The organism is Paenibacillus pectinilyticus, assembly GCF_001700435.1.
In the GTDB taxonomy this organism is placed as follows: domain Bacteria; phylum Bacillota; class Bacilli; order Paenibacillales; family NBRC-103111; genus Paenibacillus_E; species Paenibacillus_E pectinilyticus.
Map to the genome: position 1 here is coordinate 1 of NZ_LYPC01000002.1, position 22,655 is coordinate 22,655.

Here is a 22,655-nt window from a genome sequence, read left to right on the forward strand (position 1 = left end):
CACCGGACCGACCGGGCCTACGGGCGCCACGGGGGTCACAGGGCCGACCGGGCCCACGGGCGCCACTGGCGTCACAGGGCCCACGGGCGCCACGGGTGTCACGGGGCCGACCGGGCCCACAGGCGCTACCGGCGTCACCGGGCCGACCGGGCCCACGGGCGCTACCGGTGTCACCGGACCAACCGGGCCCACGGGCGCCACAGGCGCTACTGGCGCCACAGGCGCCACAGGCGCCACAGGTGCTACCGGAGATACCGGCGCCACAGGAACAAGCTTAACCGCCAACTCCGCATTTGCGGCCAACACGACAGGAGGCGCCATCCTCGTTATTCTAGGAGGAACCAATGTGACGCTGCCGAGTGCCCAAAATATAGGGCCTGGCATCACCATAAACGGCGCCAATGACACCTTTACCCTCGCAAATGCAGGTAGATACTACATTACGTATCAAATCAATTTGTCGGCAGGACTGTTAGTAAGCTCCCGATTACTCATCAATGGGGCTGCCAACTTGGCGAGCACCATATCACCAGCAGTATCGCTCTCTTTTTTCAATAACGATGTTCTCTTAACAGTTACCGCCAATACGACCGTGACCTTACAGTTATTCGGCCTTGTCGGTACCGCCACCTTATTGGGCAGCGGTGCTGGTGCAGCGGTGACGATTATCCGCCTAAGCTAAAAACCCGAGGCTACTCACCCTCGGGTTTTCTAAGATATTTGATTGTATAGCTGCCCCGGCCAACACGAACCTCATCCCCATTACATGTACATGCAATCGATAATCTTGAGATCGAGGGCAGTACGAGGGAAACCTGTTGTGACTGCCTGATGGTTTGCGTAATTTCCTTCGTTTTCATGCGTATAATAGCGATCATATCGCAGTTCGTATCATTTTGAATCGTGACCGATGCGGACACGCATACGCCAATGGAGCGAAAATACGTTTGAAGCTTCTCATCACATTTTTGAAATATACTTCCGCACGCCTTCTCGAAATCAACATACCTTCTGGAGGGATAGCACTTTCTTCTCTTCGGACGACTACAGCAGGAGGGCTTCATATTAACAATCGTCGTTTGTTTATTCGTTTGAATCGTCTTACTCAAGTTCAGCACCTCCGATCGCATATGTACATTAGGTTATACCCCATAGTACTGTCGGTCGCTTAAAAAGTAACAGGACAAACGTACAAATTTAGAAAATTGATGAATTCGTCCAAGTCAATGACTTCGGGCTTATTTGGCGTGGAAATGTGCGAATGGCACGGTCAATTAGCGTAGACAAGAGTCGACGATTTCCAATATTGATATAGAGTAGAAAAATAATCAATGGAAGAAGGGGTTTTATGAGTTGCCGTGGTGGCTCTAGTCGCAGCCCAATGGTTGCAGATAGTAACTTCTCGTGTTGTAGTCAAGTGACCTATGTCCAGGATCAAGTTTGTATCCCCCTTAATATAGTTGCTGTCGCAACTGCCATTACCCAGGATCTATACCGTTTAAACGTGAATCCCTTGAACCTATACGTATCAGGGACGATCTTAGTTGCCGCTGCACCTGCCGGGAGAGTTCTGACTGTAAACTTCTTCCTTGGCGGACCTACGGGTACCCTGATTGAAACTGACACCCTAACCATAGGTACAGCTCTCGCTTTTACCAAAACCGGATTTGACACCATCCAATTAGAGGTCGCCGCTGGTGTTGGTATTACACCAAACATCACGGGAGAGCTTTGTGTAACCCCCCGCTACGCCATTAGTTCCTAGGTTTGTTCATCCCCGAATCCATACCCAATGAAAACGCCACACACAGAGCATCCCCGCTCTATCTGTGGCGTTCCCACTTCCCCACTATGCCCCTACCGGAATATTGACCAGAGTCGAATCAGATGAAACGTGTTATTGGGATCAATCTTTTGTGCGAGAATAAACGTTAAAATCTGGTTCGTCTGGCTTCCGCTCAGCTTCTCACCAAAAATGCCAGCGGCAAGACCGATTAAACGCGTGACCTTTGTTGTATTTTGTAAGTCAGCCTTCGTGACGCCCTGCAGCAGCATTTTGATGCGTTCCTTCACTTCTGGATTTTTCATCTTGAACTTCACACGCTCCACGAGCGCAGGATCGATGCCATATTGCTGATAACTCATAGCCGCACCTCCGATACCCGTCATGCTCCTATCTTATGAGTGAAAGCCTGCAAACTTGACTGAGACGACGTCATTAAGAAAAAGCCGTACAATACTTTTCATCGGACACAACCTTTTGCGGCCCCATCATCGGATATACAGACAAAAACAGCCACCGTCACCGGCAGCTGTCCATTCGATCTACATATAAATAGCAATAAGGATGACACAGATACAATTAAGCGCAATAAGCAGCGGAAATCCCACCACGAACGAAGTATGCTTCGTCTTATGACGCCACATTCGCATACCGAGCCAGCCACCGATCCCACCCCCGAGAGCAGCGAGTAGAAAAAGGCGCTTTTCGGGCACGCGGCGTCCGCCTTTTTTGGCTTGTCCTTTGTCATGGCCCATCTCAATAAACGTAATCAAATTCATCAATAATAAATAAATGAGTAAATAAGTCAATGGCGGTACACCTTCGTTTCCATCAAAAATAGTACGGCTACACTCCTATCTTAAAAGGGAACACGCCAAGGGTCAACCTGTACCATTCCGTATAGCTGCCTTTCTTGTACCTGACGGAACCCGCAACAAACAGCAAGCTGCTAATCCAACACTTCGCTGTCAAAAATATGAGCTCGCTCCAAATACGCCCGCAGCGGCATGTACGATGCACCCGTCCAGAAGGACGAGTCTCCGACAAGCTCAGCCGCGTCGTCACGCGCCTGTTCCATGATTTCGAAATCCGCCATCATATCGGCGATTCGGAACTCCGGCAACCCGCTCTGCTTCGTGCCGAAAAAATCCCCCGGCCCGCGCAGCTCCAGATCGCGCCGAGCGATCTCGAAGCCGTCGGTCGTCTCCGTCATCGCCTTCATGCGCTCCTTGCCGACCTCCGTCTTCGGGTCGGCGATGAGCACACAGAAGGACTGGTGCTCGCCCCGCCCGACCCGGCCGCGCAGCTGATGCAGCTGCGACAAGCCGAAGCGGTCGGCGTCGTAGATCACCATCAGCGTGGCATTCGGCACGTCCACGCCAACCTCGATCACCGTGGTCGACACGAGCGCCTCCACGGTGCCTTCCTTGAAAGCGCGCATGATTGCTTCCTTCTCCTGCGCGCTCATACGACCGTGCAGCAAGCCGATCCGCATCTGCGGAAAATGCTGCTGCAGCTGAATGTGGACGTCGATCGCATTCTGCACGTCCAGCTTGTCCGACTCTTCGATGAGCGGACAGATCACGTACGCCTGCCGCCCTGCGGCCACCTCGCGCTGGATGAAGCCGAGCACACGCTCGAGCATCGCATGCTGCACCGCGTATGTTTTGATCGGCTTCCGGCCTTTCGGCAGCTCACGCAGCGTCGAAACGTCCATATCGCCGAACGCTGTAATCGCCAGCGTCCGCGGAATCGGCGTCGCCGTCATCGTCAGCACGTCTGGATTCATCCCTTTGCGCCGCAGAATGCTGCGCTGATTGACCCCGAAGCGATGCTGCTCATCGGTCACAACCAACCCTAGCTGGCGGAAATACACATCCTCTTGAATGAGTGCATGCGTCCCAACCAGCACGTGGATCAAGCCCATTTGCAGCGAGGCCAGCAGATCTCGCCGTTGGCGATCCGTTGAACTTCCCGTCAACAAGGCGACCTGCAGCCCGTACGGCTCAAATAACGTGCTGAGCGAGCGATTATGCTGCTCAGCAAGAATCTCCGTCGGCACCATCAGGGCGCCTTGGTAGCCCGCCGTCACCGTCGCGTAGAGGCCTATGGCCGCGACGATCGTCTTCCCTGCACCGACATCGCCCTGCAGCAGTCGGTTCATCGCATACGGCTCCTGCATGTCATGCAGGAGCTCACCGACGACCTTCTTCTGCGACTCCGTCAGCTGGAAGGGGAGCGCGCGCACGAACGCGCGGACAGCAGGCAGATCGACCCCCTGCTTCAAACCATCCGTGCGGCTGCGCGTCACCGCTCGATAAGCCTGGAGCTTGAGCTGGAATAGGAACAGCTCCTCATACACCATGCGCCTGCGGGCCTGCTTGCCCTCCTCCACGCCGCTCGGCGTGTGGATGACAGCCAGCGCCTTGCTGCGCGGCATGAACCCGTACCTGTCGGTAAGGACAGGCGGCAGCACTTCACGAATCATCGCGTTGTACTGTGTCAGCGCCTGTCCTATGATTTTACGCATCCACTTCTGCGTAATAGAGCCTGCAACCGAATATACCGGCTGGATCGTGCCGGAATTCGAATCCCCTTGTCCGGGAAATTCCGAATCGGACACACTCATTTGCCGCCGTTTGGCGTCCCATTTACCAGTCAGCAGAATCTCCTGCTGTGGCCGCAAGCGGTCCTTCAAGAAGTGGCGGTTAAACCACACCGCCGTCAAAAGAAAATCATCAACCATCACCTTGCAGGATAGTCGAGATTTGCCGCTGTAGCGCTGCAGCACCGGCTCGCCAATGATATAGCCCTTTACCGTGACGCGGTCGCCATCCTTGACACTTGCTAGATCGCGTACCGTGTAGTCTTCATAACGGAAAGGGACATACTCCAGTAAATCCATAACCGTAAAAACGCCCATGGCGTTTAGCTCAAGTGCTTTTTGAGCGCCAACTCCATGGACTTCACGAACTTCAATTTGATTTAAATCCATCACTTACACCGTACCTACGAAGGCTGCAATGGTACCAGGTCCGGCGTGTGCGCCAATAACAGGACCTAAGGTAATGTATGCCACATGCTCCACATTAAACCGCTGCACGATAGCCTCACGCAGCCCCTCCGCACCTTCCAGATTATTAGCATGAGCGATGTGAAGCGTCCGAATCGTCTTGTCAGACAAATCTGCCGCCAACAGCTCAAGAATGCGTGCAATCGCTTTTTTGTTACCGCGAACTTTATCAATAACCGTGACTTCACCTGTCCGCTCCAAGGAAAGAATAGGCTTAATGTTCAATAAAGAGCCTAGCAATGCCGATGCCTTGCCAATTCTGCCTCCCTTTTGAAGAAACTCCAGCGTGTCGACAAGAAAATAAATGTAATACTGATCTCTTATTCTCTGTACAAGATCGAGAATTTCCTGAACACTCTTCCCTGCCCGAGCTGCCTCGACAGCAGCGACTACCTGAGCACCGATCCCGTAGGAAGCTGAACAAGAATCAACAACGTGAACCCTGCCGACTTGATCTCCTTCAAGCAAGGAAGCAGCCAGCTCCGCCGTTCCGAACGTTCCACTTAACACAGAAGACAAATGAATCGAAATTACCTCGGTATCTGGCTCTTCCAACAACCTTTGATAGAAGTTCAGAAACTCCCCGGGGGACGGGGTTGACGTCGACGGAAAATGTGAGGATGACCCCAGCTTCCGATAGAAATCCTCCGACTGCAACGTCACCGCATCCAAATACTGTTCTTCACCAAAATTAATTTTGAGCGGCACCATTTCGATGTTCAACGCTTCTCTGACAGCCAAAGGGATATCGGCTGTACTATCCGTTACAATACGAATGTTTGTCACTGGGCTCACTCCATTTCAAGAATTTACTACGCTCGCTCGCTCGTTAGCCTGCCTGTACGCTTCGTTATTCTACTGAGAACAGGTACGCATACAATGGCTGTCCACCAGGATGCAGCTCGATTTCCATGTTCGGGTGCATCGTCTGAATGAAAGATTCCAGCTCCGCAGTTCCTTCTTCTGTCGCATCTTCGCCCGTCAAGATCGTTACAATTTCGCTGCCTTCATCAATCATTTCATCCAGCAGTTTTTTGCATGCGTCCATCAGACTTGGCTGTGAGGAAACAATGCGGCCATCTTGAATCCCGATAAAATGACCTTGTTTAATATCGATACCGTCCATATTCGTGTCGCGTACCGCGTAAGTCACTTGACCCGATTTCACACGACGAAGGGATTCATTCATCGCGTCCGTATTCGCCGCCGCATTCGCCTTCTCTTGGAAAGCTAGAATCGCCGCAAGCCCCTGCGGAATCGATTTGGATGGGATCACAATGAGTGTTTTGTTATCAACCAGATCCACTGCTTGCTGCGCAGCTAGAATAATGTTCGAATTGTTCGGAAGCACATAGATCGTGTCCGCATCAATACGGTTTACGGCATTCACAATATCCTCTGTGCTTGGATTCATCGTTTGCCCGCCTGACAGCACGACATCAACGCCCACGCTCGTTAAAATATCAATGATCCCGTCACCTAGCGCAACTGCAACGAAGCCATACGGCTTATTCGCTGCTGCAGCCGCAGAACTCGTAGGAATGGCAACAGGTGCCTCGTACCCGTGTGTCACATCTTCCAATATATGTGAATGCTGATCGCGCATATTTTCGATTTTGATACGGCTCAAAGCCCCATAATTCATCGCTTGATTCATAACCTCGCCCGGATACTCCGCGTGAATATGAACTTTCACCAGTTCCTCATCAGCCACAACAAGGAGCGAATCTCCTAGCTTACTAAGCTGATCACGGAATGTGCCCTCATCAAACGTAAAGCCCTTGACCTTCCCAGGGACAATCGTCAGCATGAATTCTGTGCAATAGCCGAATTCGATATCTTCCGTGGCTAAATGCGCTTGCGCCGGCAGATGAGCATGTGCTTCCTTCGCCAAGTTCATCCCAGGCAGAAGTGATACTTCCCCTAGCAGATTCGTGTCCATCGTAGCGAAGTCCTCATCAACTTGTACCAAACCGCCGCTTAACGACGACACGAAGCCTTCATAAACACATACAAGGCCTTGGCCCCCTGCATCCACAACGCCGACTTGTTTCAGAATCGCAAGCTGATCCGGGGTTTTTGCAAGTGCTTCCTTCGCTTTGCTCAGAACCTCGTTCATCAGATCCAATACGTCGCTGCTGCGGCGATATTGGACGGCATGCTTCGCCGCTTCTTTGGATACGGTTAAAATGGTGCCTTCAACTGGCTTCACAACAGCCTTGTAGGCTGTTTCTACGCCTTGTTGCAGCGCAGCCGCGAATTGCTGGCTATTCACACTATCTAAATCATGCACATGTTTCGCGAATCCGCGGAACAATTGCGATAAAATGACACCTGAATTGCCTCTTGCGCCCATCAGTAACCCTTTGGACAATGCATCAGCTGCTTTCCCAATATGAGAAGATGGCTTCTTCTTCAGTTCCTCACAGCCTGCTGTGAGTGTTAAATTCATGTTGGTGCCAGTGTCTCCGTCGGGTACAGGGAAAACGTTCAATCCATTAACCTTATCTACATTCCTGCGAAGGTTATCCGCACCCGCCAAGACCATGGCAGTGAAGTCATTTCCATTTATTGAAATAAAGCGCTTACTCAAAGTGATTCCCCTTCCTGGTTACGGGCTTTTATTTGGCTACTCGAACGCCTTGAACAAAAATATTCACGTCGTCCACTTGCAGCCCTACAACTTCATTTAAAATATATTTGACTTTCGTTTGGACATTCCCTGCTACTACGGATATTTTGGTTCCATAGCTGACAATAATATAAAGATCAATTTCGAGTCGTCCATTTTCTCGGCGAACTTCGACACCGCGGCTTAAATTATCTCGACCTAACAGTTCAGCTATACCATCCTTCAATTGCTTTCTCGTTGCCATGCCTACAAGACCATAGCAATCTAGTGCAGCAGATCCTGCCAGAGTTGAAATCACTTCATTGGTAATATACACTTTTCCATACTCGGTTGTGAGTTCAATCGGCATTATGTAACAACTCCTTCAAGTTTCGCTATACCAAGACTAATCTTCATTGTACTATAACATACTTCATAAATAAACGGCAAAAATGAAGCTAATTCGTTGACTAGGCTCCTTTTGCTATGCTATTATGTTTAAGTGTGTTTTTGCTGGTTGCAATCCGCGTATCACAAGATTTAATTTGAGGAATACTGTCATGTCAAGCTTAGGCTTGCCACCCAGGCTTCTTTGTATACTGCCGAAGGAGGTGTCAAACATGTCCCGCAAATGTTTCATTACAGGTAAAAGTCCTAGTTCAGGAAATCACGTGTCCCACGCTAACAATAAAAACAAGCGTACTTGGGGAGTTAACGTTCAAAAGGTTCGCATCCTCGTTGATGGTAAACCGAAACGGGTTTACGTAAGTACTCGTGCGTTGAAATCCGGAAAAGTGGCTCGCGTTTAATCGTAGCTGCGGATACTTAACTTACTTATGTGAATGACAAAAAGCACCTTAATCGGTGCTTTTTTTGCATTCCTGGGAGAATGGCGTAAGTATGGGCAACCTTAGTTTTTACTAAACGTATTAAGTACGGCTTTTACGAATCCTCCCAAAAATCTCGGCAGTTTGATTGTGTAGAATTTCATTCTCTACCCCTCCTTAGAGTTTTCGTCAGCAAACTGACATTGTAAGCCTACACGTAGAGTTTCGACCAGACACCTGGCACTCCAGCTTCCGCTTATCCTGCAGCCAGATCACTGACTTCTTGAGCAAACGCTTCGCGGGCGTGCATGACTGCTCCTTAACATCATTACAACAGTGTATGCCCAGAGTCGAGAAAACGTGCCTTCTATTTTTACTTCCTCCCACAATTCAGTTGCTTCCAGAAAGCAAAAAAAGCTACAAGAGCCCATCACTCTTGTAACTATATGTATGCGGCTAGGGTGCAGTTATGCCCGCCTGTGTGTACAACGCAACAATTAAACTAAAAATAAAATAGAAGAGTACGGCAATCACGATAAACCAGATACGGAAGCCAATTTGTTCAAATCGGCGGAAGAACCTCATCCCCACATATAGAGCGCCCAGTGAGAAAATGTACTTCACGAAATCATGAATCGTTGAAAAGCACGTCAACAATACCGCACAAAGCAGGCTATACATCAGTAGCCAGAGAAATCTCATCGTCTTTCGTCCCCTTTTAGCCGCGGATTCGCCTAATGGCCTCAGCACGATCCTGCTGCCCGAATACGGCATTGCCGGCAACTAACACATCAGCCCCCGCTTCTACGACCTGGCGAGCCGTCAGCTCATTGATACCGCCGTCTACTTCAATGTGAAGTCCTGTAAGCCCCTTTGCATTCGCTTGTTCGCGCAGGGCGCGTATTTTGCTCAGCATACCTGGAATAAAGGCCTGTCCACCAAACCCTGGATTCACCGTCATAATCAGCACGAGGTCCAGATGTTCATCGAGCACGTGCTCAATGAGTGAGATGGGAGTAGCAGGGTTCAACACAACGCCCGCTTTAATCCCGCTTCCTTTAATCAGATCCAGCGTTCGATGCAGATGCGTACACGCTTCTACATGAACAGAGATCAAATCCGCCCCTGCCTTCACAAAATCAGGAATATAACGGTCTGGCTGTTCAATCATCAAATGAACGTCCAGCGGCAGCTTGGTAATCGGACGAATCGCGTCAACCACCAGAGGTCCAATTGTAATATTCGGCACAAAATGGCCATCCATGACATCGACATGAATCCAGTCCGCCCCGCCTTGCTCAGCTTCCTTAATCTCGTCACCAAGCTTAGCAAAGTCAGCAGACAGAATAGAGGGTGCTACATATACCATAATCCTCTAATACCTCCTCTTCCGATCCTTGATTTCAGTTAAAAATAGTAAGTAGTGATCATAACGAGAAGCTGCGATCGTACCACTGGCAACTCCATCCCTTACCTTACAGTCCGGTTCGTGCAGATGCAGGCAGCCTCTAAAGCGGCAGCCCTCAGCCACAGCGGCGAACTCCCTAAAGCAGCTGCTCAAGCCCTCCGCTTCGACTTCCATGAAGTCTAGCTGACTGAAACCAGGCGTATCGGCAACTAGGCCGCCATTCGCAAGCGGCAGCAGCTCCACATGACGTGTGGTGTGTTTGCCTCTTCCTAAGCGTTGGGAGATCGCATTCGTCTCCAAATCAAGCCCACTGATCATTTTGTTCAGTAAAGATGATTTGCCGACGCCAGATTGCCCCGCGAATACGCTCACTTTACCATCCAGATGCCCTAGAATCGCTCCCACGCCCTCTTCAAGTCTAGAACTCGTCGTGACGAACGGATAACCGATTCCCTCATAAAGCTTCGTAATCCGTTCAAATTCCGACGAAGTCATTTCTTTGGCATGAGATGCATCCTCAGCTGTATCGGTCAGCAAATCACTTTTGGTGAAACATAGCAAGACATCAATACCAGTATTTTCGATATGTACCAGAAATTTATCCAACAGCTGTGTATTCAGCACAGGCTCTGTCACCGAAAAAACAAGCACAACGACATTCACATTCGCAATCGGTGGACGAATCAACTCCGAAGTCCGGGGAAGGATTTCTGTGACGGTTCCCTCCCCATTTTCGGTAGCCTCGTACACGACCCGATCTCCAACTAGAGGCGTTATATTGCGGTTCTTAAATACGCCTCTTCCACGACAGGTCACCGTATTCCCTTCCAGAAGAGCAAGCCCTTCAGGCAATACATAATAATAACCGCTCAACGCTTTGACAATGAGTCCTTGCGGCATTAATTGGCCCCTCCAGCAGGTTGTTTGGTTGGCGTTCCACCGGTTTGGCCTTGCCCATTTCCATTACCACCAACAGGGATAGCAGGTCCTGTGTTTTGTTGCTTCGGAGACGGCGATGGAGAAGGGCTTGGCGATGCGGTCTTCCCATTTTTTTGATCCAAATAATCCTGATAGGTACGTGTGATAGAATTAACCAAGTTGTCTCCTTCTTTGATCAAGATGACAGCTTTCTTATCCGGTGAAACAACGACTTTCACATCCAAGTTTTGCGGCTTGGACACTTTCTCCGTCATGTATTCGAAATTATCATTCTGCGCATCGCTGACGATAATTTTGAAGACCGAATCCTTGCCCTCCGTTGTCGGCTTCACAGGGACGCTAACAGTCAACTGCCCCGCATCCTCAGGCAAGCCATCGCTTATGACCAAAGAAATCTCAGCACCAACGGATACATCTGTATTTTTGTCAAAAGGAAACTGACTGATGACTTTCCCTTTGGCTACTTTGTAGCTTTTCTCACGTGTGATGCCATTAGCAGCGAGCTTCAGGTTCAGCTTGGTGATTTGCGCCTTAGCCTCTGCCTCCGTCGAGCCCGTCAAATCTGGCATTTTGAACGTTTCCTTCGCTTTACTCACTGTAAAGGCAATCGCAGCTTTCTCTAATTCAAATTCTTCACCGGCAAGCGGAGATTGTTCCAGAACCGTATCTGGCGTATCGTCGGTCGTCACTTGTGTGATGGTGATTTGCTCATCCTTAATGCCTAGAGCTCGCAACTTTAATTTGACATCTTTCAAGCTTTGCCCCGCGTAGTTGTCCATTTTAATTTTGGGTATTCCCTTGCTCACGTAAAGCGTGACCTTGGTGCCCACATTCAATCGCATCCCACTAGGATTTTGAGAAATGACCGTATCTTTGGGCAGCTTGCTGTCTGCATCATATTCAACCGTTGATCCTAGTTTAGCGGCTGTAAGCTCCGATTGTGCTTGTGTCAGCGTCTTGTTAACCACATTCGGGACCTCAACAGTCTCAATAGCGAACATGCCTTTCACATAACCAACCATATACCACATACCGCCGAGCACGATTAATAAAACAGCAATCCAAATCAGCGGCTTGATCCAGCCCTTCCCTTTGGAAGGAGCGGACTCTACCCGTGAATTCGGCTTGTCTGGTTCATCCTCATCATCGTCCTCATCGAACTTGGTTAGCTGATCGGCACGAATCGCAGGCATAACAAGCGTACGCTCCTCATCCATACCGTAGGCATCCCAGAAAGCAATTTTGGCCTCATTCCGGCGATCTGGATTCAAGCAAGTATCGAGATCGGCCATCATCAACTTAGCAGACTGGTAGCGTTCTTCCGGTTTTTTACGCATCGCCTTGAGAATAATGTTCTCGACGCTCTGGGGAATCAACGGATTCACCTTACGCGGCTCCTCCACATCCTCCTGCAAATGCTTCAGGGCGACCGAAATTGGACTTTCCCCTAGAAAAGGAAGTCGGCCCGTCAACATTTGATACATCACGATACCTAGGGAATACAAGTCCGATTTCTCGCCCGTATTCGTGCCTTTGGCATGCTCAGGGGAGAAATAATGCACAGAACCGACAACCGAGCCGGTTTGCGTAATCGTAGATGACGTTGCGGCTCTCGCGATACCGAAATCCGTCACCTTGACGCGGCCATTTTTGCCAATCAATATATTGTGCGGCTTAATATCCCTGTGGATAATTTCATTATGATGGGCGTGATCCAGTGCATCTGCGATTTGACTCGCATAATGAACCGCATCTTCCACCTGAAGAGGTGCTTTTTCCTTAATCAGATCATTCAGCGTCTTGCCTTCAATATATTCCATCACGATGTAATGGACATCTTCTTCTTGCCCAACGTCATAGATACTGACAACATTAGGATGAGAGAGGGAAGCGGCTGCTTGAGCTTCTCTGCGGAAACGACGAATGAACTCTTCATCGTGCACATACTGCGAACGCAGTACTTTAACAGCCACTTTGCGATTCAAAAGCAAATCATGCCCTTTGTAGACTAAAGCCATGCCGCCCCCGCCAATGCGTTCTAAGATTTCATAGCGGCCTCCAAGCTTTCTACCGATCAATTCCCATCACCCCTTTTTTCGTCCGAATCCTGATCATGTGCAAGTAAAAGGACCGTTACATTATCGTCTCCGCCTTCGCGAAGCGCGCTCTGAATTAACTGCTCCGCCGCATCCTCCAACTGCTCGTGTGACCGAACAATTCGTAAGATGTCGACATCGTCGACTAATCCGCTCAAACCATCCGAACAAATGAGAATAACATCGTCTGGACGCCACGAGTACTCATACAAATCCACTTCCACACTAGGCTCTGTGCCCAGTGCTCGCGTAATCCAATTGCGTCTTGGATGATGATCCGCTTCTTCCATCGTGAGCTGCCCATTCTTGACGAGCTCGTAAACTAAGGAATGATCTTCCGTTAATTGTTGGATGGATTCCCCTGACAGCTTATACGCCCGGCTATCTCCGATATGTCCGATAATTAAAAGCTCCTCTGAAGCAATAATGGCAACGACCGTCGTTCCCATCCCGTGGTACTTCTCTTGATCCGACGCAAAAGCATAAATCTCCTCGTTCGCCTTCTCAATCGCTTCCCGCAGTGCTTGCTTACACGCTTCCACCGACATTCCCCAATGGATGGATTGCAATTGCGCTCCTATCGTGTCAATGGCCATTTGGCTGGCGATATCACCAGCCTGATGCCCTCCCATACCATCTGCCACAATGGCCAAAGATAGACCATTCAGCTGATGGTGGATGGCGGCCCGGTCCTCATTGACTAAACGGACTTTACCTATATCGGTACGACTTACCATCTTCATCCGGCTCTCACCTCATTTACTGCTCTCCATATGCTTCGCTCGCAGTTGTCCGCAGGCAGCAGCAATATCACTACCTTGTTCACGGCGTATGGTGGCATTAATTTTGCCCTTCTCCAGAATACGTTGGAAGGTAAAAATATCATCTCTGGGTGTACGTTTGAAATCACGTTCAGCAACAAAGTTGACAGGAATCAGATTCACATGGCTGAGCGGCATATCTTTCAAGACAAGCGCCAGCTCTTCCGCATGCTCCGGCTGGTCATTCACTTCGCCCATAAGCGCGTATTCAAACGTAATCCGTCTGCCTGTTTTCGCGATGTAGTATTTACAAGCCTCGATCAAGTCCACAAAAGGGAACCTGCGGTTTACTGGCATCAACTTGGATCTAAGTGCATCGTTCGGTGCATGGATCGAAATGGCCAAGTTGACTTGTAAATTCTCATCAGCGAACTTGTAGATGTTCGGTACAATCCCACTCGTGGAAACGGTAATATGGCGCTGACCAATGTTCAGACCTTTCGGGTGAATCATGACACGCAAAAAGTTCATCGTCGCTTCATAATTTTCGAAAGGCTCGCCAATTCCCATGATGACGATCGAAGAGATACGTTCTCCCGTCTCATCGAGCAGTTTCTGCGCCTTAACGACCTGGGCGACAATCTCACCTGGTCTTAGATCCCGTTTGAGACCGCCTAAAGTAGACGCACAGAAGGTACAACCCACGCGACAGCCGACTTGGGTCGTCACGCAAATACTGTTACCGTAGTTATGCTTCATTACAACAGTTTCGATCGCATTTTTATCTTCAAGCTCAAATAAGAACTTGACCGTGCCATCCTGGGATTGATATTTCGTAATCTCAGACAGGGTAACGAATTCAAACTGATCCTTCAGTTTGTCACGTAGTGCTTTGGGCAGATTCGACATTTCATCGAAGCTGAAAACGCGTTTAATATATAACCAGTCAAAAATTTGACCGGCGCGAAACGCGGACTCCCCGTTTTCTTTGACCCAGCTTTGCCACTCATCCCAATTTAAATCATATACAAATGGTTTATCTTTCTCGTACGGCTTAATACCCACATTTATCACAACCTGTTGTTATTTCGTCTATTTGAAAATAGTTTAACACAAAGCAGGAACGAACACACGTCCCTGTCCTTTACGCCTCACGTTTGCGCAGCCTTGCGATGAAAAAACCGTCCGAGTGAAACTGCTGCGGAAGAATTTGGACCATGCCAGCTTCAACAGCTTTCGGGTCAATCTCCGTGAACACATCCGCTGGCAGTGGAGCGAGTTCAAACTCGCTATGCTCCGCAAGGAAGCGCTCCACCATGCCCGCATTCTCCGCATGTTCAATCGTACAAGTGCTGTACACCAACACGCCACCCGGCTTCAGCAGCCGATGGACGCTGCTCAGAATCGCATGCTGCGTTTCACTGATCGCATCGATCTCCGCTTCTTGCTTCGCCCACTTCAAATCAGGCTTGCGGCGTATCACCCCAAGACCCGAACATGGTGCGTCAAGGAGGATGCGGTCAAACGATTCCGCCGCAAAATGCTCATCTAGTGTCGCAGCATCCATCACGAGCGTCTGAATCGACGATAGTCCCAGACGCTCTGCTTGATCTGCGATCAATTTCATCTTGTGCTCATGCAAATCACAAGCCCAGATCTGACCCACATCGTCCATTTTCTCGGCAATGTGAGCCGTCTTGCCGCCAGGGGCGGCGCAGCAGTCCAGCACTTTCATGCCTGGACGAGGATCCAGAGCTTCGGCGACGAGCATCGAGCTCTCGTCTTGAATCGAGAAGTCCCCTTGCTGGAAGCCGGGGACTAACGCCATGTTCCCGGCCCCCTGCACAAGGATGCCGGCCGGGGCCAGCTCTGACGCTTCCGCGCTGAGGCCGCTAGCTTGGAGCTGCGTAAGCAGCTCCAAGCGGCTGCGCCGCCTCGCGTTCGCGCGAATGCTCACGTGCGGCGGCTCGTTGTTCGCCGCACAGATCTGTTCCGTCAGCTCAGGGCCGAGCTGACGGATCCACCGGCGCACGAGCCATTCCGGATGAGAATGGCTCAGCGCGATGCGCTTCACGTCGCCGAGCGCAGCTGGCAGCGTGAGCTCGTCTTTGCTGCGGATGATCGCGCGCAGCACGCCGTTGACCATGCCCGAGATGCCTTGGTGGCCTCGGCGCTTCGCGATATTGACCGCTTCGCTCACGACCGCATGGTCAGGGATGCGATCCAAATAATGCAGCTGATAGAAGCTCAGCCGAAGCAAGCACCGCACCCAGGGCTCCAGCTTCGCCAGCCCTTTGCTGACAAAGCGTTCCAAGAAGAAGTCGATCGTATTTTGGCGTCCGATCGTGCCGTACACGAGCTCGGTAGCCAGCCCGGCGTCGGCTCGTTCTAACGCATGCTTCTGCAGCACTTGATTCAATAGTAAATTGCTATAGGACTGATTCTCTTCGACGCGAATGAGCACGTCCAGCGCCGCATCACGGGCAGAACGCTTAACAGCGCTGCTCTTCGCAGCGCCCGAGGATGATTTTGGCGCAGAGGACTTGCCAGCACTCTGCGAATTCGTATGTCCGTGTTGCGAACGATTGGGTTTATGGTTTGACAAAATCAAATACCTCATTTTTTTCGTGGCATTGTTACTTGTTTTACATAGGGGCTAGTAGATAGCCCCAAAATGAATAAATACGCTACACGTTCCCCAGCACCGTACCCACAGGAATTTGCGCCCCGCGAATGAACTCCGAAACAGGCATCGCCTTTTTGCCGGCAGGTTGAATCTCCGTTAACCACAGCGTACCCGCTCCCGTCATCACTTCGACCCCCTGCTCACTGCAGTTAAGCACAGTTCCTGGCACTGCTGACTTACCGGTACCGCTTGAGTCCTTGGTCTGTGGCTTCAAGCTTGCCCACACCTTGAGGACTTCGCCATTCCACAGCGTATACGCGCCAGGAAATGGATTCAAGCCTCGGATGTGATTCCACAGCTCGGTTGCAGAGCGGGACCAATCCAAGATTTCATCTTCTCTGCGAATGTTAGGAGAATAGATCGCATCTGCCTCGTTTTGGGCGACAGCCTCAATACGTCCTGCTAATAAATCCGGAAGCGTCCGCTTCAACAGATCAGCTCCAGCGATACTCAGCTTATCAAACAACATCCCCGTCGTATCGGTATCTTCAATCGGAAGTTCCACGCGTGAGATCATATCTCCCGTATCCAGTCCAACTGCCATATACATGATGGTAACGCCTGTTTCGGCCTCACCTCGCATAACTGCGTGATGAATCGGCGCTCCCCCCCGATATTTCGGAAGCAGCGAAGCATGAATATTAATGCAGCCATACTTAGGCAAATCTAACACCGATTTCGGCAAAATTTGGCCATAAGCAGCCGTCACGATTAAATCCGGCGCCAGTTGGCGAATCACTTCAACGGAATCTGCTTCACGCAGCTTTACGGGTTGAAGCACGGGAATGCCATGCTTCTCTGCTTCGACCTTCACTGGCGTGGGCGTAAGGACGCGTTTGCGTCCCTTCGGCCGATCCGGCTGCGTGATCACCGTTGTCACGTTATAACCTTCCTCCAGGAGTAGACGCAAGGAGGGTACTGCGAAATCCGGCGTGCCCATGAAAATAATGTTCACTCTTCTTCTTCCTCTTCATCCGCTGTATATGTTTTGACCGCAAGGTCTGTAAACAATACACCATTCAAGTGGTCAATCTCGTGGAAAATACAGCGAGCCAATAACTCCGTGCCGGTAATTTCAATTGGATTGCCGTCACGATCTTGCCCTTTTGCCGTTACGTTCATTGCGCGAAGAACATCACCACGAAGACCAGGAATACTTAAACAGCCTTCTGGACCCATTTGTTCTCCGCTGGAAGTAACGATCTCAGGGTTTACCATTTCGATCAACCCGCCATGCTCCTCGCCGCAGTCCATAACGATTACACGCTTCAGAATACCGATTTGTGGAGCAGCAAGGCCTACGCCTTCCGCCTCATACATCGTATCTGCCATATCATCAAGCAATTTATGCAGATTGGAATTAAATTTCGTAACTGTGATCGCTTTCTCGCGCAGCACAGGATCTGGATCTTTAACAATAATACGAATAGCCATGAATGTGCACCTACCTTTAAGTCTTCTCTATTAGGGTTTTCTACATCAAATATTGCGGGTCAACATCCACGCTAATAAGCAGCTTTTCTTTGGCTGAGCGTTCCTCAAACCAAGCCACTGTCTTCCCAACGATCTCTGAAGCCAATTCTTCCCCCCGATATTTTACCACGCATTGGAATCGATATCTATCTTTGATTCGGGAAATTGGCGATGCCACTGGTCCTAATACGTCAAAATGGAACGATGAATCCATCGGAACTGCTTCCGAGAAGAGATCAACCTGTTGTCTTGTATAAGGGAGTGCAATCTCTTTCAGCCTCGTCACAAAGGCTTCCGCCATACGTACCAGCAGCGGTACCTGCTCATGTGAGAACGTAATCAAGATCAGCCTTTGATACGGCGGATAGCCTAAATTGGCACGAATATCCATCTCATGATTTGCAAAAGAAATATAATCATGATGACTCGCGTACTGCACGCTGTAATGTTCCGATGTATACGTCTGCACGAAGACTTCTCCTTGCTTCTCGTGCCGTCCCGCCCGGCCTGCCACCTGCGTTAACAACTGGAAGGTCCGCTCCGCTGACCGAAAATCAGGAATATTAAGTACCGTGTCCGCCGCGATAACCCCTACGAGGGTAACATCAGGGAAATCAAGCCCTTTGGCCACCATTTGCGTCCCCAACAGCACATCGGCTTGCTTCTCGCGAAACATCGTCAGCCATTTTTCATGCGAACCCTTCTCCGTCGTCGTATCCACATCCATACGAATGACTCTAATACCAGGGAAAATCTTGCTGAGCTCTTCCTCCACACGCTGTGTCCCTGTTCCGAAATGACGAATATGCTCCGACTGACAGCTTGGGCACTCCTTGACCTCGCGTTCAGCATAGCCGCAGTAATGGCAGCGCAGCGCATGCGAGCTTTGGTGATACGTCAATGAAATATCGCAATGCGGACATTGCGACACGAAGCCGCACGTGCGGCACATCACGAACGTCGCATACCCACGCCGATTCAACAGCAAAACCGTCTGTTCCTTCTTGTGTAACCGTTCTTCGATCGCTTTATACAACGATCTACTAAACATCGAGCGATTACCTTGTTTAAGCTCTTCTCGCATATCTACAATCGTCACAGGCGGCATCGGTCTGCTTGCAACGCGTTCCTTCATCGTCAACAACGTAAACGGAGGCTTCGGTCGATCTCTCCTGCGTCTCGTTTTCTCCATGCTCTCAAGCGATGGCGTAGCTGAACCCAGTACAACAACAGCATCTTGCTGCTTCGCCCTTTGAACAGCCACATCACGCGTATGATATTTAGGGCTCTCTTCTTGTTTATACGAAGATTCGTGTTCCTCATCGATAATAATCAGACCAATATTCGTAAAAGGAGCAAAAATCGCCGAACGTGCGCCGATCACGACCTTCACTTGCTTGCGCGTAATTTTGCGCCATTCATCATAACGTTCGCCATTGGATAATCGGCTATGAAGCACAGCAACCAGATCTCCGAATCTGCCCTTGAAACGCTCTACCATTTGCGGTGTCAGCGATATTTCGGGCACAAGAACAATAGCTTCTTTCCCCATATCCAAGCATTGCTGGATGGATTGTAGGTAAACCTCGGTTTTCCCGCTTCCTGTCACCCCATGCAAAAGAAATACCTCATGGCGATCCTCAGCAACCGCTTCACGAATCGGCGCAAATACACCGCTCTGCTCTTCCGTCAAGAGAAGCGGCTTCGTCCGCTCAAAAGCACGACCACTATACGGGTCACGCATCACTTCGACCTCGCGCAGCTCAATCCAGCCGCGATCGGCCAAGCTTTTGACCGTGCTCGCACCGACTTCGACCGTCTCCATCAACTCCGTCAATCGAACAGCGTGCGGATGCTCAATCAAATAGCGCAGTACCTCCTTCTGCTTGTTCGCTCTGGCAGGAAGCTCAATTAATGCTTCTTCCAAGCCTTGACCGCCAGCAGGAGGAAAGACCGTTAATGCCTTTTTGGCATTCATCCGATCTTTCACAAGCTGTACTTCTGCAAGTCTACCTGTTGACAACAGTTCTTTGATCAAAGCGCCTTCCTTCGAAAAATGCTCCAGCAACACGTCCATCGAAACGGATTCTTTGCTTTTCACAAAGCTAATAATCGCTTCGATATCTGGCATATCCAGAAAGGATTGATCCTCGGACTCGTCACCTACGATAATCACACGCTCATATTTCGCCTTGAGTGCCGCAGGAAGCATCGCTTGGAGCGCGGTCACTTCATGGCACATATACATGCGACTGATCCAACGCCCGAGGCTTACAAGCTCACTGGTCAAAGGTGGTACAAGATCGAGCACATTTTGAATCGGTTTGATGCGCTTCGCATCGACTTCCGTTTGCTCTTGCAGCTCGACAACAAAGCCTTGCAGAACGCGTGGTCCGAAAGGTACGCCAACACGACTGCCAACTTCGACCCATTTGCTCAGAGATGCCGGAACTTCATAGTCGAACGCCCGATTGGTTTGTTTCGCAGGGACATCGACAATGACTTTGGCGTACATCAGGATTCCCCCGCCGCGGCAGCCATGCGATCAGCAGCAAGCTCAAGCAGCTTGCGTGCGACGTCCCACTTACTTAATATAGGCAGGGCTTGAACGAGCCCGTTCTGATCATAGAATCGCACGACATTCGTATCCCCGCCGAAGCCTGCGCCTTCTTGTGACACATCGTTGCCTACGATCAGGTCACAGTTTTTGCGCTTCAGCTTGTCCATCGCATGTTCATCTAGCGCTTCCGTTTCCGCTGCAAACCCGATAACGAACTGGTTCTTCGTCTTCAAACTGCCGATTTCCTGCAAAATATCCGGATTCTTAATCAACTCTAGCGTAAGCGAGTCTGATTTCTTTTTGATTTTTTGCTCCGCAACAACGGCCGGACGATAATCAGCTACAGCAGCAGCTTTAATGATGATCTGGCTTTCCGTGAGCCTTGCTAAGACGGCTTCACGCATATCCAGCGCCGACTGCACAGGAACAAGCGTGACGCCTGCTGGCACGGCTAAAGCCGAAGGCCCTGATACCAGTGTCACCGCAGCACCCATGCGGACCGCTTCTTCCGCGATAGCGTAGCCCATTTTGCCGGAAGAATCATTCGTCAAATAGCGAACTGGATCTAACCGTTCTACGGTGCCACCGGCCGTTACTAAGACCCGTTTACCCGCTAAGCGACCCGGTTCTCCCGTAAAATGCCGCTCAACCGCAGCAAAAATCTCCTCCGGCTCCGCAAGCCGCCCTTTGCCCACATACCCGCAGGCCAACTGCCCTTCGCCGGGTTCGATGAATCGCACACCGCGGCTTCGGAGTGTCTCCATGTTGGTCTGCACAGCTGGATTCGCATACATATGCACGTTCATTGCAGGTGCCACCCAAATCGGTGCCATGGTGGCAAGCAGTGTCGTGCTCAGCATATCATCGCCTAGTCCAAGAGCGAGCTTGCCAATCGTATTAGCCGTGGCAGGCGCGATCAGAACTAAATCAGCGCTATCTGCTAGGTTAATATGCGATACGACTGAAGGGTCTTTCTCATCGAAGGTATCGACAAAAACATGATGCCGCGACAAGGTTTGAAACGTTAACGGCGCAACAAATTGCACGGCGGAACGGGTCATAATAACTCTTACAACAGCCCCAGCTTGCGTTAGTTTACTGGTTAGCGCCGCTGCCTTATAAGCTGCAATCCCTCCGCAAACACCGAGTACAATCGTTTTGCCTTGCAATACACCCATGGGAATCCCCTTTCGAAATGCAAAATGAGAAAATCTCTATCGAAGCCATTCAATGATGAGCGACCGCGTTTAGAGAAAAAAATAACAACCACGAGGGTTGTTGGGTAAGACAGTTTATTTCTTCGCGTATTTCTCGCTCTCGTTTGTGTTAATTTTCTCGTAACCAATGTAGTTGCCATAAAGCTCTTCTAACGCAAGACCCACGTTTTTATGAGATTTTTGACCTTTCAAATCGGACTTCGCACCATCACGCAAGGATCTAGCTCTTTTGGAAGCTGCAACAACTAGGGAGTACTTGCTGTCCACGATATCAAGCAGTTTATCAATTGAAGGGTATAACATTCAATTCACCTCATCCATCCATTGTACGATTTTGGGAAACATACGATCTTTTTTGCAATGCTCTGCCGCTAGGATAGCCTGTATTTTCGCGCACGCGGTATCCACATGATCATTCACGATCGCATAATCATAGTGTTCCATTAAACGAATCTCATCAATAGCCACTGACATGCGGCTGCGAATCACTTCATCCGTTTCCGTGCCACGTGTAACAATGCGATTCTCCAGCTCATCCAGAGATGGCGGCAGCAAGAAAATAAATACACCTTCATCAAACTTCTGTTTGACTTGAAGTGCACCTTGCACCTCAATCTCCAAGATTACATCATGCCCAGAACGCAACGTCTCTTCAACGAAACGTCTAGGTGTTCCGTAGAAGTTCCCCACGTATTCTGCCCATTCCAACACTTCATCCGTTTCAATCAATTGTTGGAATTGCTCACGGGTTTTGAAAAAATAGTTCACTCCGTCTACTTCGCCTTGTCTAGGAGAACGTGTAGTTGCTGATACCGAATAGACGATATCTGGAGCAACTTTGCGCAGCGCCGCACAAACCGTGCCTTTACCGACACCAGACGGACCGGATAAAACAATCAGAATACCTCTCTCACGCTCAAGAGTGTTCGTATTACTCGTCATGATCATCGTCCTTATTCGAAAGTCTATGCGCTACCGTCTCTGGTTGTACTGCCGACAAAATCACATGATCGCTGTCCGTGATAATAACGGCACGGGTTCTTCTACCATATGTAGCGTCAATCAGCATGTGACGATCACGTGCTTCTTGAATGATTCTCTTGATCGGAGCCGATTCCGGACTTACGATCGAGATAATGCGGTTCGCCGATACGATGTTGCCGAACCCGATATTAATTAATTTGATAGCCATCTAGGACTTCCTCCTCGCGAAGCATCACG

25 protein-coding genes are annotated in these 22,655 nt (G+C 50.0%); 3 read left to right on the forward strand and 22 right to left on the reverse strand.

Going from position 1 to position 22,655, the window contains the following annotated elements:
- On the forward strand, positions 1-682 hold a 682-nt coding region (locus A8709_RS00235), incomplete at its 5' end, for a BclA C-terminal domain-containing protein (protein WP_065850225.1).
- Positions 683-692: 10 nt separating this feature from the next.
- Here A8709_RS00235 and A8709_RS00240 read toward each other — a convergent pair.
- A complete protein-coding gene (locus A8709_RS00240; RefSeq protein ID WP_065850226.1) occupies positions 693-1,109 on the reverse strand; it encodes an S-Ena type endospore appendage in 417 nt (138 codons plus the stop codon).
- Positions 1,110-1,348: 239 nt separating this feature from the next.
- On the opposite strand from A8709_RS00240, the gene A8709_RS00245 reads away from it, so the two are divergent.
- The gene (locus A8709_RS00245; RefSeq protein ID WP_084224575.1) at positions 1,349-1,765 is read left to right on the forward strand and encodes a DUF3992 domain-containing protein; all 417 of its coding nucleotides are present in this window, start codon (positions 1,349-1,351) and stop codon (positions 1,763-1,765) included.
- 92 nt (positions 1,766-1,857) lie between these two features.
- Here A8709_RS00245 and A8709_RS00250 read toward each other — a convergent pair whose 3' ends face one another.
- From A8709_RS00250 to A8709_RS00275, 6 genes are all read right to left on the reverse strand, one after another.
- The gene (locus A8709_RS00250; protein ID WP_065850227.1) at positions 1,858-2,145 is read right to left on the reverse strand and encodes a stage VI sporulation protein F; all 288 of its coding nucleotides are present in this window, start codon (positions 2,143-2,145) and stop codon (positions 1,858-1,860) included.
- Between the two features lie 180 nt (positions 2,146-2,325).
- Complete coding sequence (locus tag A8709_RS00255; protein WP_141692371.1) at positions 2,326-2,592, reverse strand: DUF1294 domain-containing protein; 267 nt, start codon at positions 2,590-2,592, stop codon at positions 2,326-2,328.
- Between the two features lie 140 nt (positions 2,593-2,732).
- Positions 2,733-4,778 (reverse strand): ATP-dependent DNA helicase RecG, encoded by a 2,046-nt coding sequence (gene recG, locus A8709_RS00260; RefSeq protein WP_065850458.1) that lies wholly within the window; start codon positions 4,776-4,778, stop codon positions 2,733-2,735.
- Positions 4,779-4,781: 3 nt separating this feature from the next.
- Positions 4,782-5,642 carry a DegV family protein gene (locus tag A8709_RS00265; protein ID WP_065850228.1) on the reverse strand — a complete coding sequence of 287 codons (861 nt, stop codon included), beginning with the start codon at positions 5,640-5,642 and terminating at the stop codon, positions 4,782-4,784.
- 64 nt (positions 5,643-5,706) lie between these two features.
- On the reverse strand, positions 5,707-7,449 hold the full coding sequence (locus tag A8709_RS00270; RefSeq protein WP_065850229.1) for a DAK2 domain-containing protein: 1,743 nt from the start codon (positions 7,447-7,449) through the stop codon (positions 5,707-5,709).
- Between the two features lie 28 nt (positions 7,450-7,477).
- The gene (locus A8709_RS00275; protein WP_028558212.1) at positions 7,478-7,837 is read right to left on the reverse strand and encodes an Asp23/Gls24 family envelope stress response protein; all 360 of its coding nucleotides are present in this window, start codon (positions 7,835-7,837) and stop codon (positions 7,478-7,480) included.
- Positions 7,838-8,087: 250 nt separating this feature from the next.
- Between A8709_RS00275 and rpmB the strand changes: the two genes are divergently transcribed.
- Positions 8,088-8,276 (forward strand): 50S ribosomal protein L28, encoded by a 189-nt coding sequence (rpmB, locus tag A8709_RS00280; protein ID WP_029197753.1) that lies wholly within the window; start codon positions 8,088-8,090, stop codon positions 8,274-8,276.
- A 101-nt stretch (positions 8,277-8,377) separates the two neighbouring features.
- Here rpmB and spoVM read toward each other — a convergent pair whose 3' ends face one another.
- The 15 genes from spoVM to remA form a co-directional block, all read right to left on the reverse strand.
- Positions 8,378-8,458, reverse strand: coding sequence for a stage V sporulation protein SpoVM (gene spoVM / locus A8709_RS00285; RefSeq protein WP_036634233.1), 81 nt, complete (start codon positions 8,456-8,458; stop codon positions 8,378-8,380).
- Positions 8,459-8,750: 292 nt separating this feature from the next.
- Positions 8,751-8,996, reverse strand: coding sequence for a hypothetical protein (locus tag A8709_RS00290; RefSeq protein WP_065850230.1), 246 nt, complete (start codon positions 8,994-8,996; stop codon positions 8,751-8,753).
- A gap of 16 nt (positions 8,997-9,012) precedes the next feature.
- The gene (gene rpe / locus A8709_RS00295; protein ID WP_065850231.1) at positions 9,013-9,663 is read right to left on the reverse strand and encodes a ribulose-phosphate 3-epimerase; all 651 of its coding nucleotides are present in this window, start codon (positions 9,661-9,663) and stop codon (positions 9,013-9,015) included.
- Positions 9,664-9,669: 6 nt separating this feature from the next.
- Positions 9,670-10,602 carry a ribosome small subunit-dependent GTPase A gene (gene rsgA / locus A8709_RS00300; RefSeq protein ID WP_065850232.1) on the reverse strand — a complete coding sequence of 311 codons (933 nt, stop codon included), beginning with the start codon at positions 10,600-10,602 and terminating at the stop codon, positions 9,670-9,672.
- Positions 10,602-12,719: a Stk1 family PASTA domain-containing Ser/Thr kinase gene (pknB, locus tag A8709_RS00305; protein ID WP_065850233.1), complete on the reverse strand. Its 2,118-nt coding sequence runs from the start codon at positions 12,717-12,719 to the stop codon at positions 10,602-10,604. Before pknB ends, rsgA begins: the two co-directional genes overlap by 1 nt.
- A complete protein-coding gene (locus A8709_RS00310) occupies positions 12,716-13,480 on the reverse strand; it encodes a Stp1/IreP family PP2C-type Ser/Thr phosphatase (RefSeq protein WP_065850234.1) in 765 nt (254 codons plus the stop codon). The genes pknB and A8709_RS00310 overlap by 4 nt, the downstream gene beginning before the upstream one ends.
- Before the next feature lie 12 nt (positions 13,481-13,492).
- A complete protein-coding gene (gene rlmN / locus A8709_RS00315) occupies positions 13,493-14,563 on the reverse strand; it encodes a dual-specificity RNA methyltransferase RlmN (RefSeq protein ID WP_065850235.1) in 1,071 nt (356 codons plus the stop codon).
- A 79-nt stretch (positions 14,564-14,642) separates the two neighbouring features.
- On the reverse strand, positions 14,643-16,118 hold the full coding sequence (rsmB, locus tag A8709_RS00320) for a 16S rRNA (cytosine(967)-C(5))-methyltransferase RsmB (RefSeq protein ID WP_084224576.1): 1,476 nt from the start codon (positions 16,116-16,118) through the stop codon (positions 14,643-14,645).
- 67 nt (positions 16,119-16,185) lie between these two features.
- Entirely contained in the window at positions 16,186-17,139 is a 954-nt protein-coding gene (gene fmt, locus A8709_RS00325) for a methionyl-tRNA formyltransferase (protein WP_244163056.1), read from the reverse strand.
- Positions 17,136-17,618 (reverse strand): peptide deformylase, encoded by a 483-nt coding sequence (gene def / locus A8709_RS00330; RefSeq protein ID WP_065850237.1) that lies wholly within the window; start codon positions 17,616-17,618, stop codon positions 17,136-17,138. The genes fmt and def overlap by 4 nt, the downstream gene beginning before the upstream one ends.
- 40 nt (positions 17,619-17,658) lie before the next feature.
- The gene (gene priA, locus A8709_RS00335; RefSeq protein ID WP_065850238.1) at positions 17,659-20,172 is read right to left on the reverse strand and encodes a primosomal protein N'; all 2,514 of its coding nucleotides are present in this window, start codon (positions 20,170-20,172) and stop codon (positions 17,659-17,661) included.
- Positions 20,172-21,395 (reverse strand): bifunctional phosphopantothenoylcysteine decarboxylase/phosphopantothenate--cysteine ligase CoaBC, encoded by a 1,224-nt coding sequence (coaBC, locus tag A8709_RS00340; protein ID WP_065850239.1) that lies wholly within the window; start codon positions 21,393-21,395, stop codon positions 20,172-20,174. Before coaBC ends, priA begins: the two co-directional genes overlap by 1 nt.
- 114 nt (positions 21,396-21,509) lie before the next feature.
- Complete coding sequence (gene rpoZ, locus A8709_RS00345; protein WP_065850240.1) at positions 21,510-21,737, reverse strand: DNA-directed RNA polymerase subunit omega; 228 nt, start codon at positions 21,735-21,737, stop codon at positions 21,510-21,512.
- Entirely contained in the window at positions 21,738-22,376 is a 639-nt protein-coding gene (gmk, locus tag A8709_RS00350) for a guanylate kinase (protein ID WP_056612367.1), read from the reverse strand.
- Positions 22,366-22,626 (reverse strand): extracellular matrix/biofilm regulator RemA, encoded by a 261-nt coding sequence (remA, locus tag A8709_RS00355; RefSeq protein WP_009672664.1) that lies wholly within the window; start codon positions 22,624-22,626, stop codon positions 22,366-22,368. Before remA ends, gmk begins: the two co-directional genes overlap by 11 nt.
- Between the last annotated feature and the right edge of the window lie 29 nt (positions 22,627-22,655).

Coding starts and splice junctions, on each gene's coding strand:
- A8709_RS00275 (WP_028558212.1), bottom strand. CDS start 7,837: ATGCCGATTGAACTCACAACCGAGTATGGAAAAGTGTATATTACCAAT.
- priA (WP_065850238.1), bottom strand. CDS start 20,172: ATGTACGCCAAAGTCATTGTCGATGTCCCTGCGAAACAAACCAATCGG.
- rsgA (WP_065850232.1), bottom strand. CDS start 10,602: ATGCCGCAAGGACTCATTGTCAAAGCGTTGAGCGGTTATTATTATGTA.
- rsmB (WP_084224576.1), bottom strand. CDS start 16,118: ATGAGGTATTTGATTTTGTCAAACCATAAACCCAATCGTTCGCAACAC.
- recG (WP_065850458.1), bottom strand. CDS start 4,778: ATGGATTTAAATCAAATTGAAGTTCGTGAAGTCCATGGAGTTGGCGCT.
- rpmB (WP_029197753.1), top strand. CDS start 8,088: ATGTCCCGCAAATGTTTCATTACAGGTAAAAGTCCTAGTTCAGGAAAT.
- remA (WP_009672664.1), bottom strand. CDS start 22,626: ATGGCTATCAAATTAATTAATATCGGGTTCGGCAACATCGTATCGGCG.
- spoVM (WP_036634233.1), bottom strand. CDS start 8,458: ATGAAATTCTACACAATCAAACTGCCGAGATTTTTGGGAGGATTCGTA.
- A8709_RS00310 (WP_065850234.1), bottom strand. CDS start 13,480: ATGAAGATGGTAAGTCGTACCGATATAGGTAAAGTCCGTTTAGTCAAT.
- A8709_RS00290 (WP_065850230.1), bottom strand. CDS start 8,996: ATGAGATTTCTCTGGCTACTGATGTATAGCCTGCTTTGTGCGGTATTG.
- rpoZ (WP_065850240.1), bottom strand. CDS start 21,737: ATGTTATACCCTTCAATTGATAAACTGCTTGATATCGTGGACAGCAAG.
- A8709_RS00250 (WP_065850227.1), bottom strand. CDS start 2,145: ATGAGTTATCAGCAATATGGCATCGATCCTGCGCTCGTGGAGCGTGTG.
- def (WP_065850237.1), bottom strand. CDS start 17,618: ATGGCTATTCGTATTATTGTTAAAGATCCAGATCCTGTGCTGCGCGAG.
- rpe (WP_065850231.1), bottom strand. CDS start 9,663: ATGGTATATGTAGCACCCTCTATTCTGTCTGCTGACTTTGCTAAGCTT.
- gmk (WP_056612367.1), bottom strand. CDS start 22,376: ATGACGAGTAATACGAACACTCTTGAGCGTGAGAGAGGTATTCTGATT.
- coaBC (WP_065850239.1), bottom strand. CDS start 21,395: ATGGGTGTATTGCAAGGCAAAACGATTGTACTCGGTGTTTGCGGAGGG.
- A8709_RS00245 (WP_084224575.1), top strand. CDS start 1,349: ATGAGTTGCCGTGGTGGCTCTAGTCGCAGCCCAATGGTTGCAGATAGT.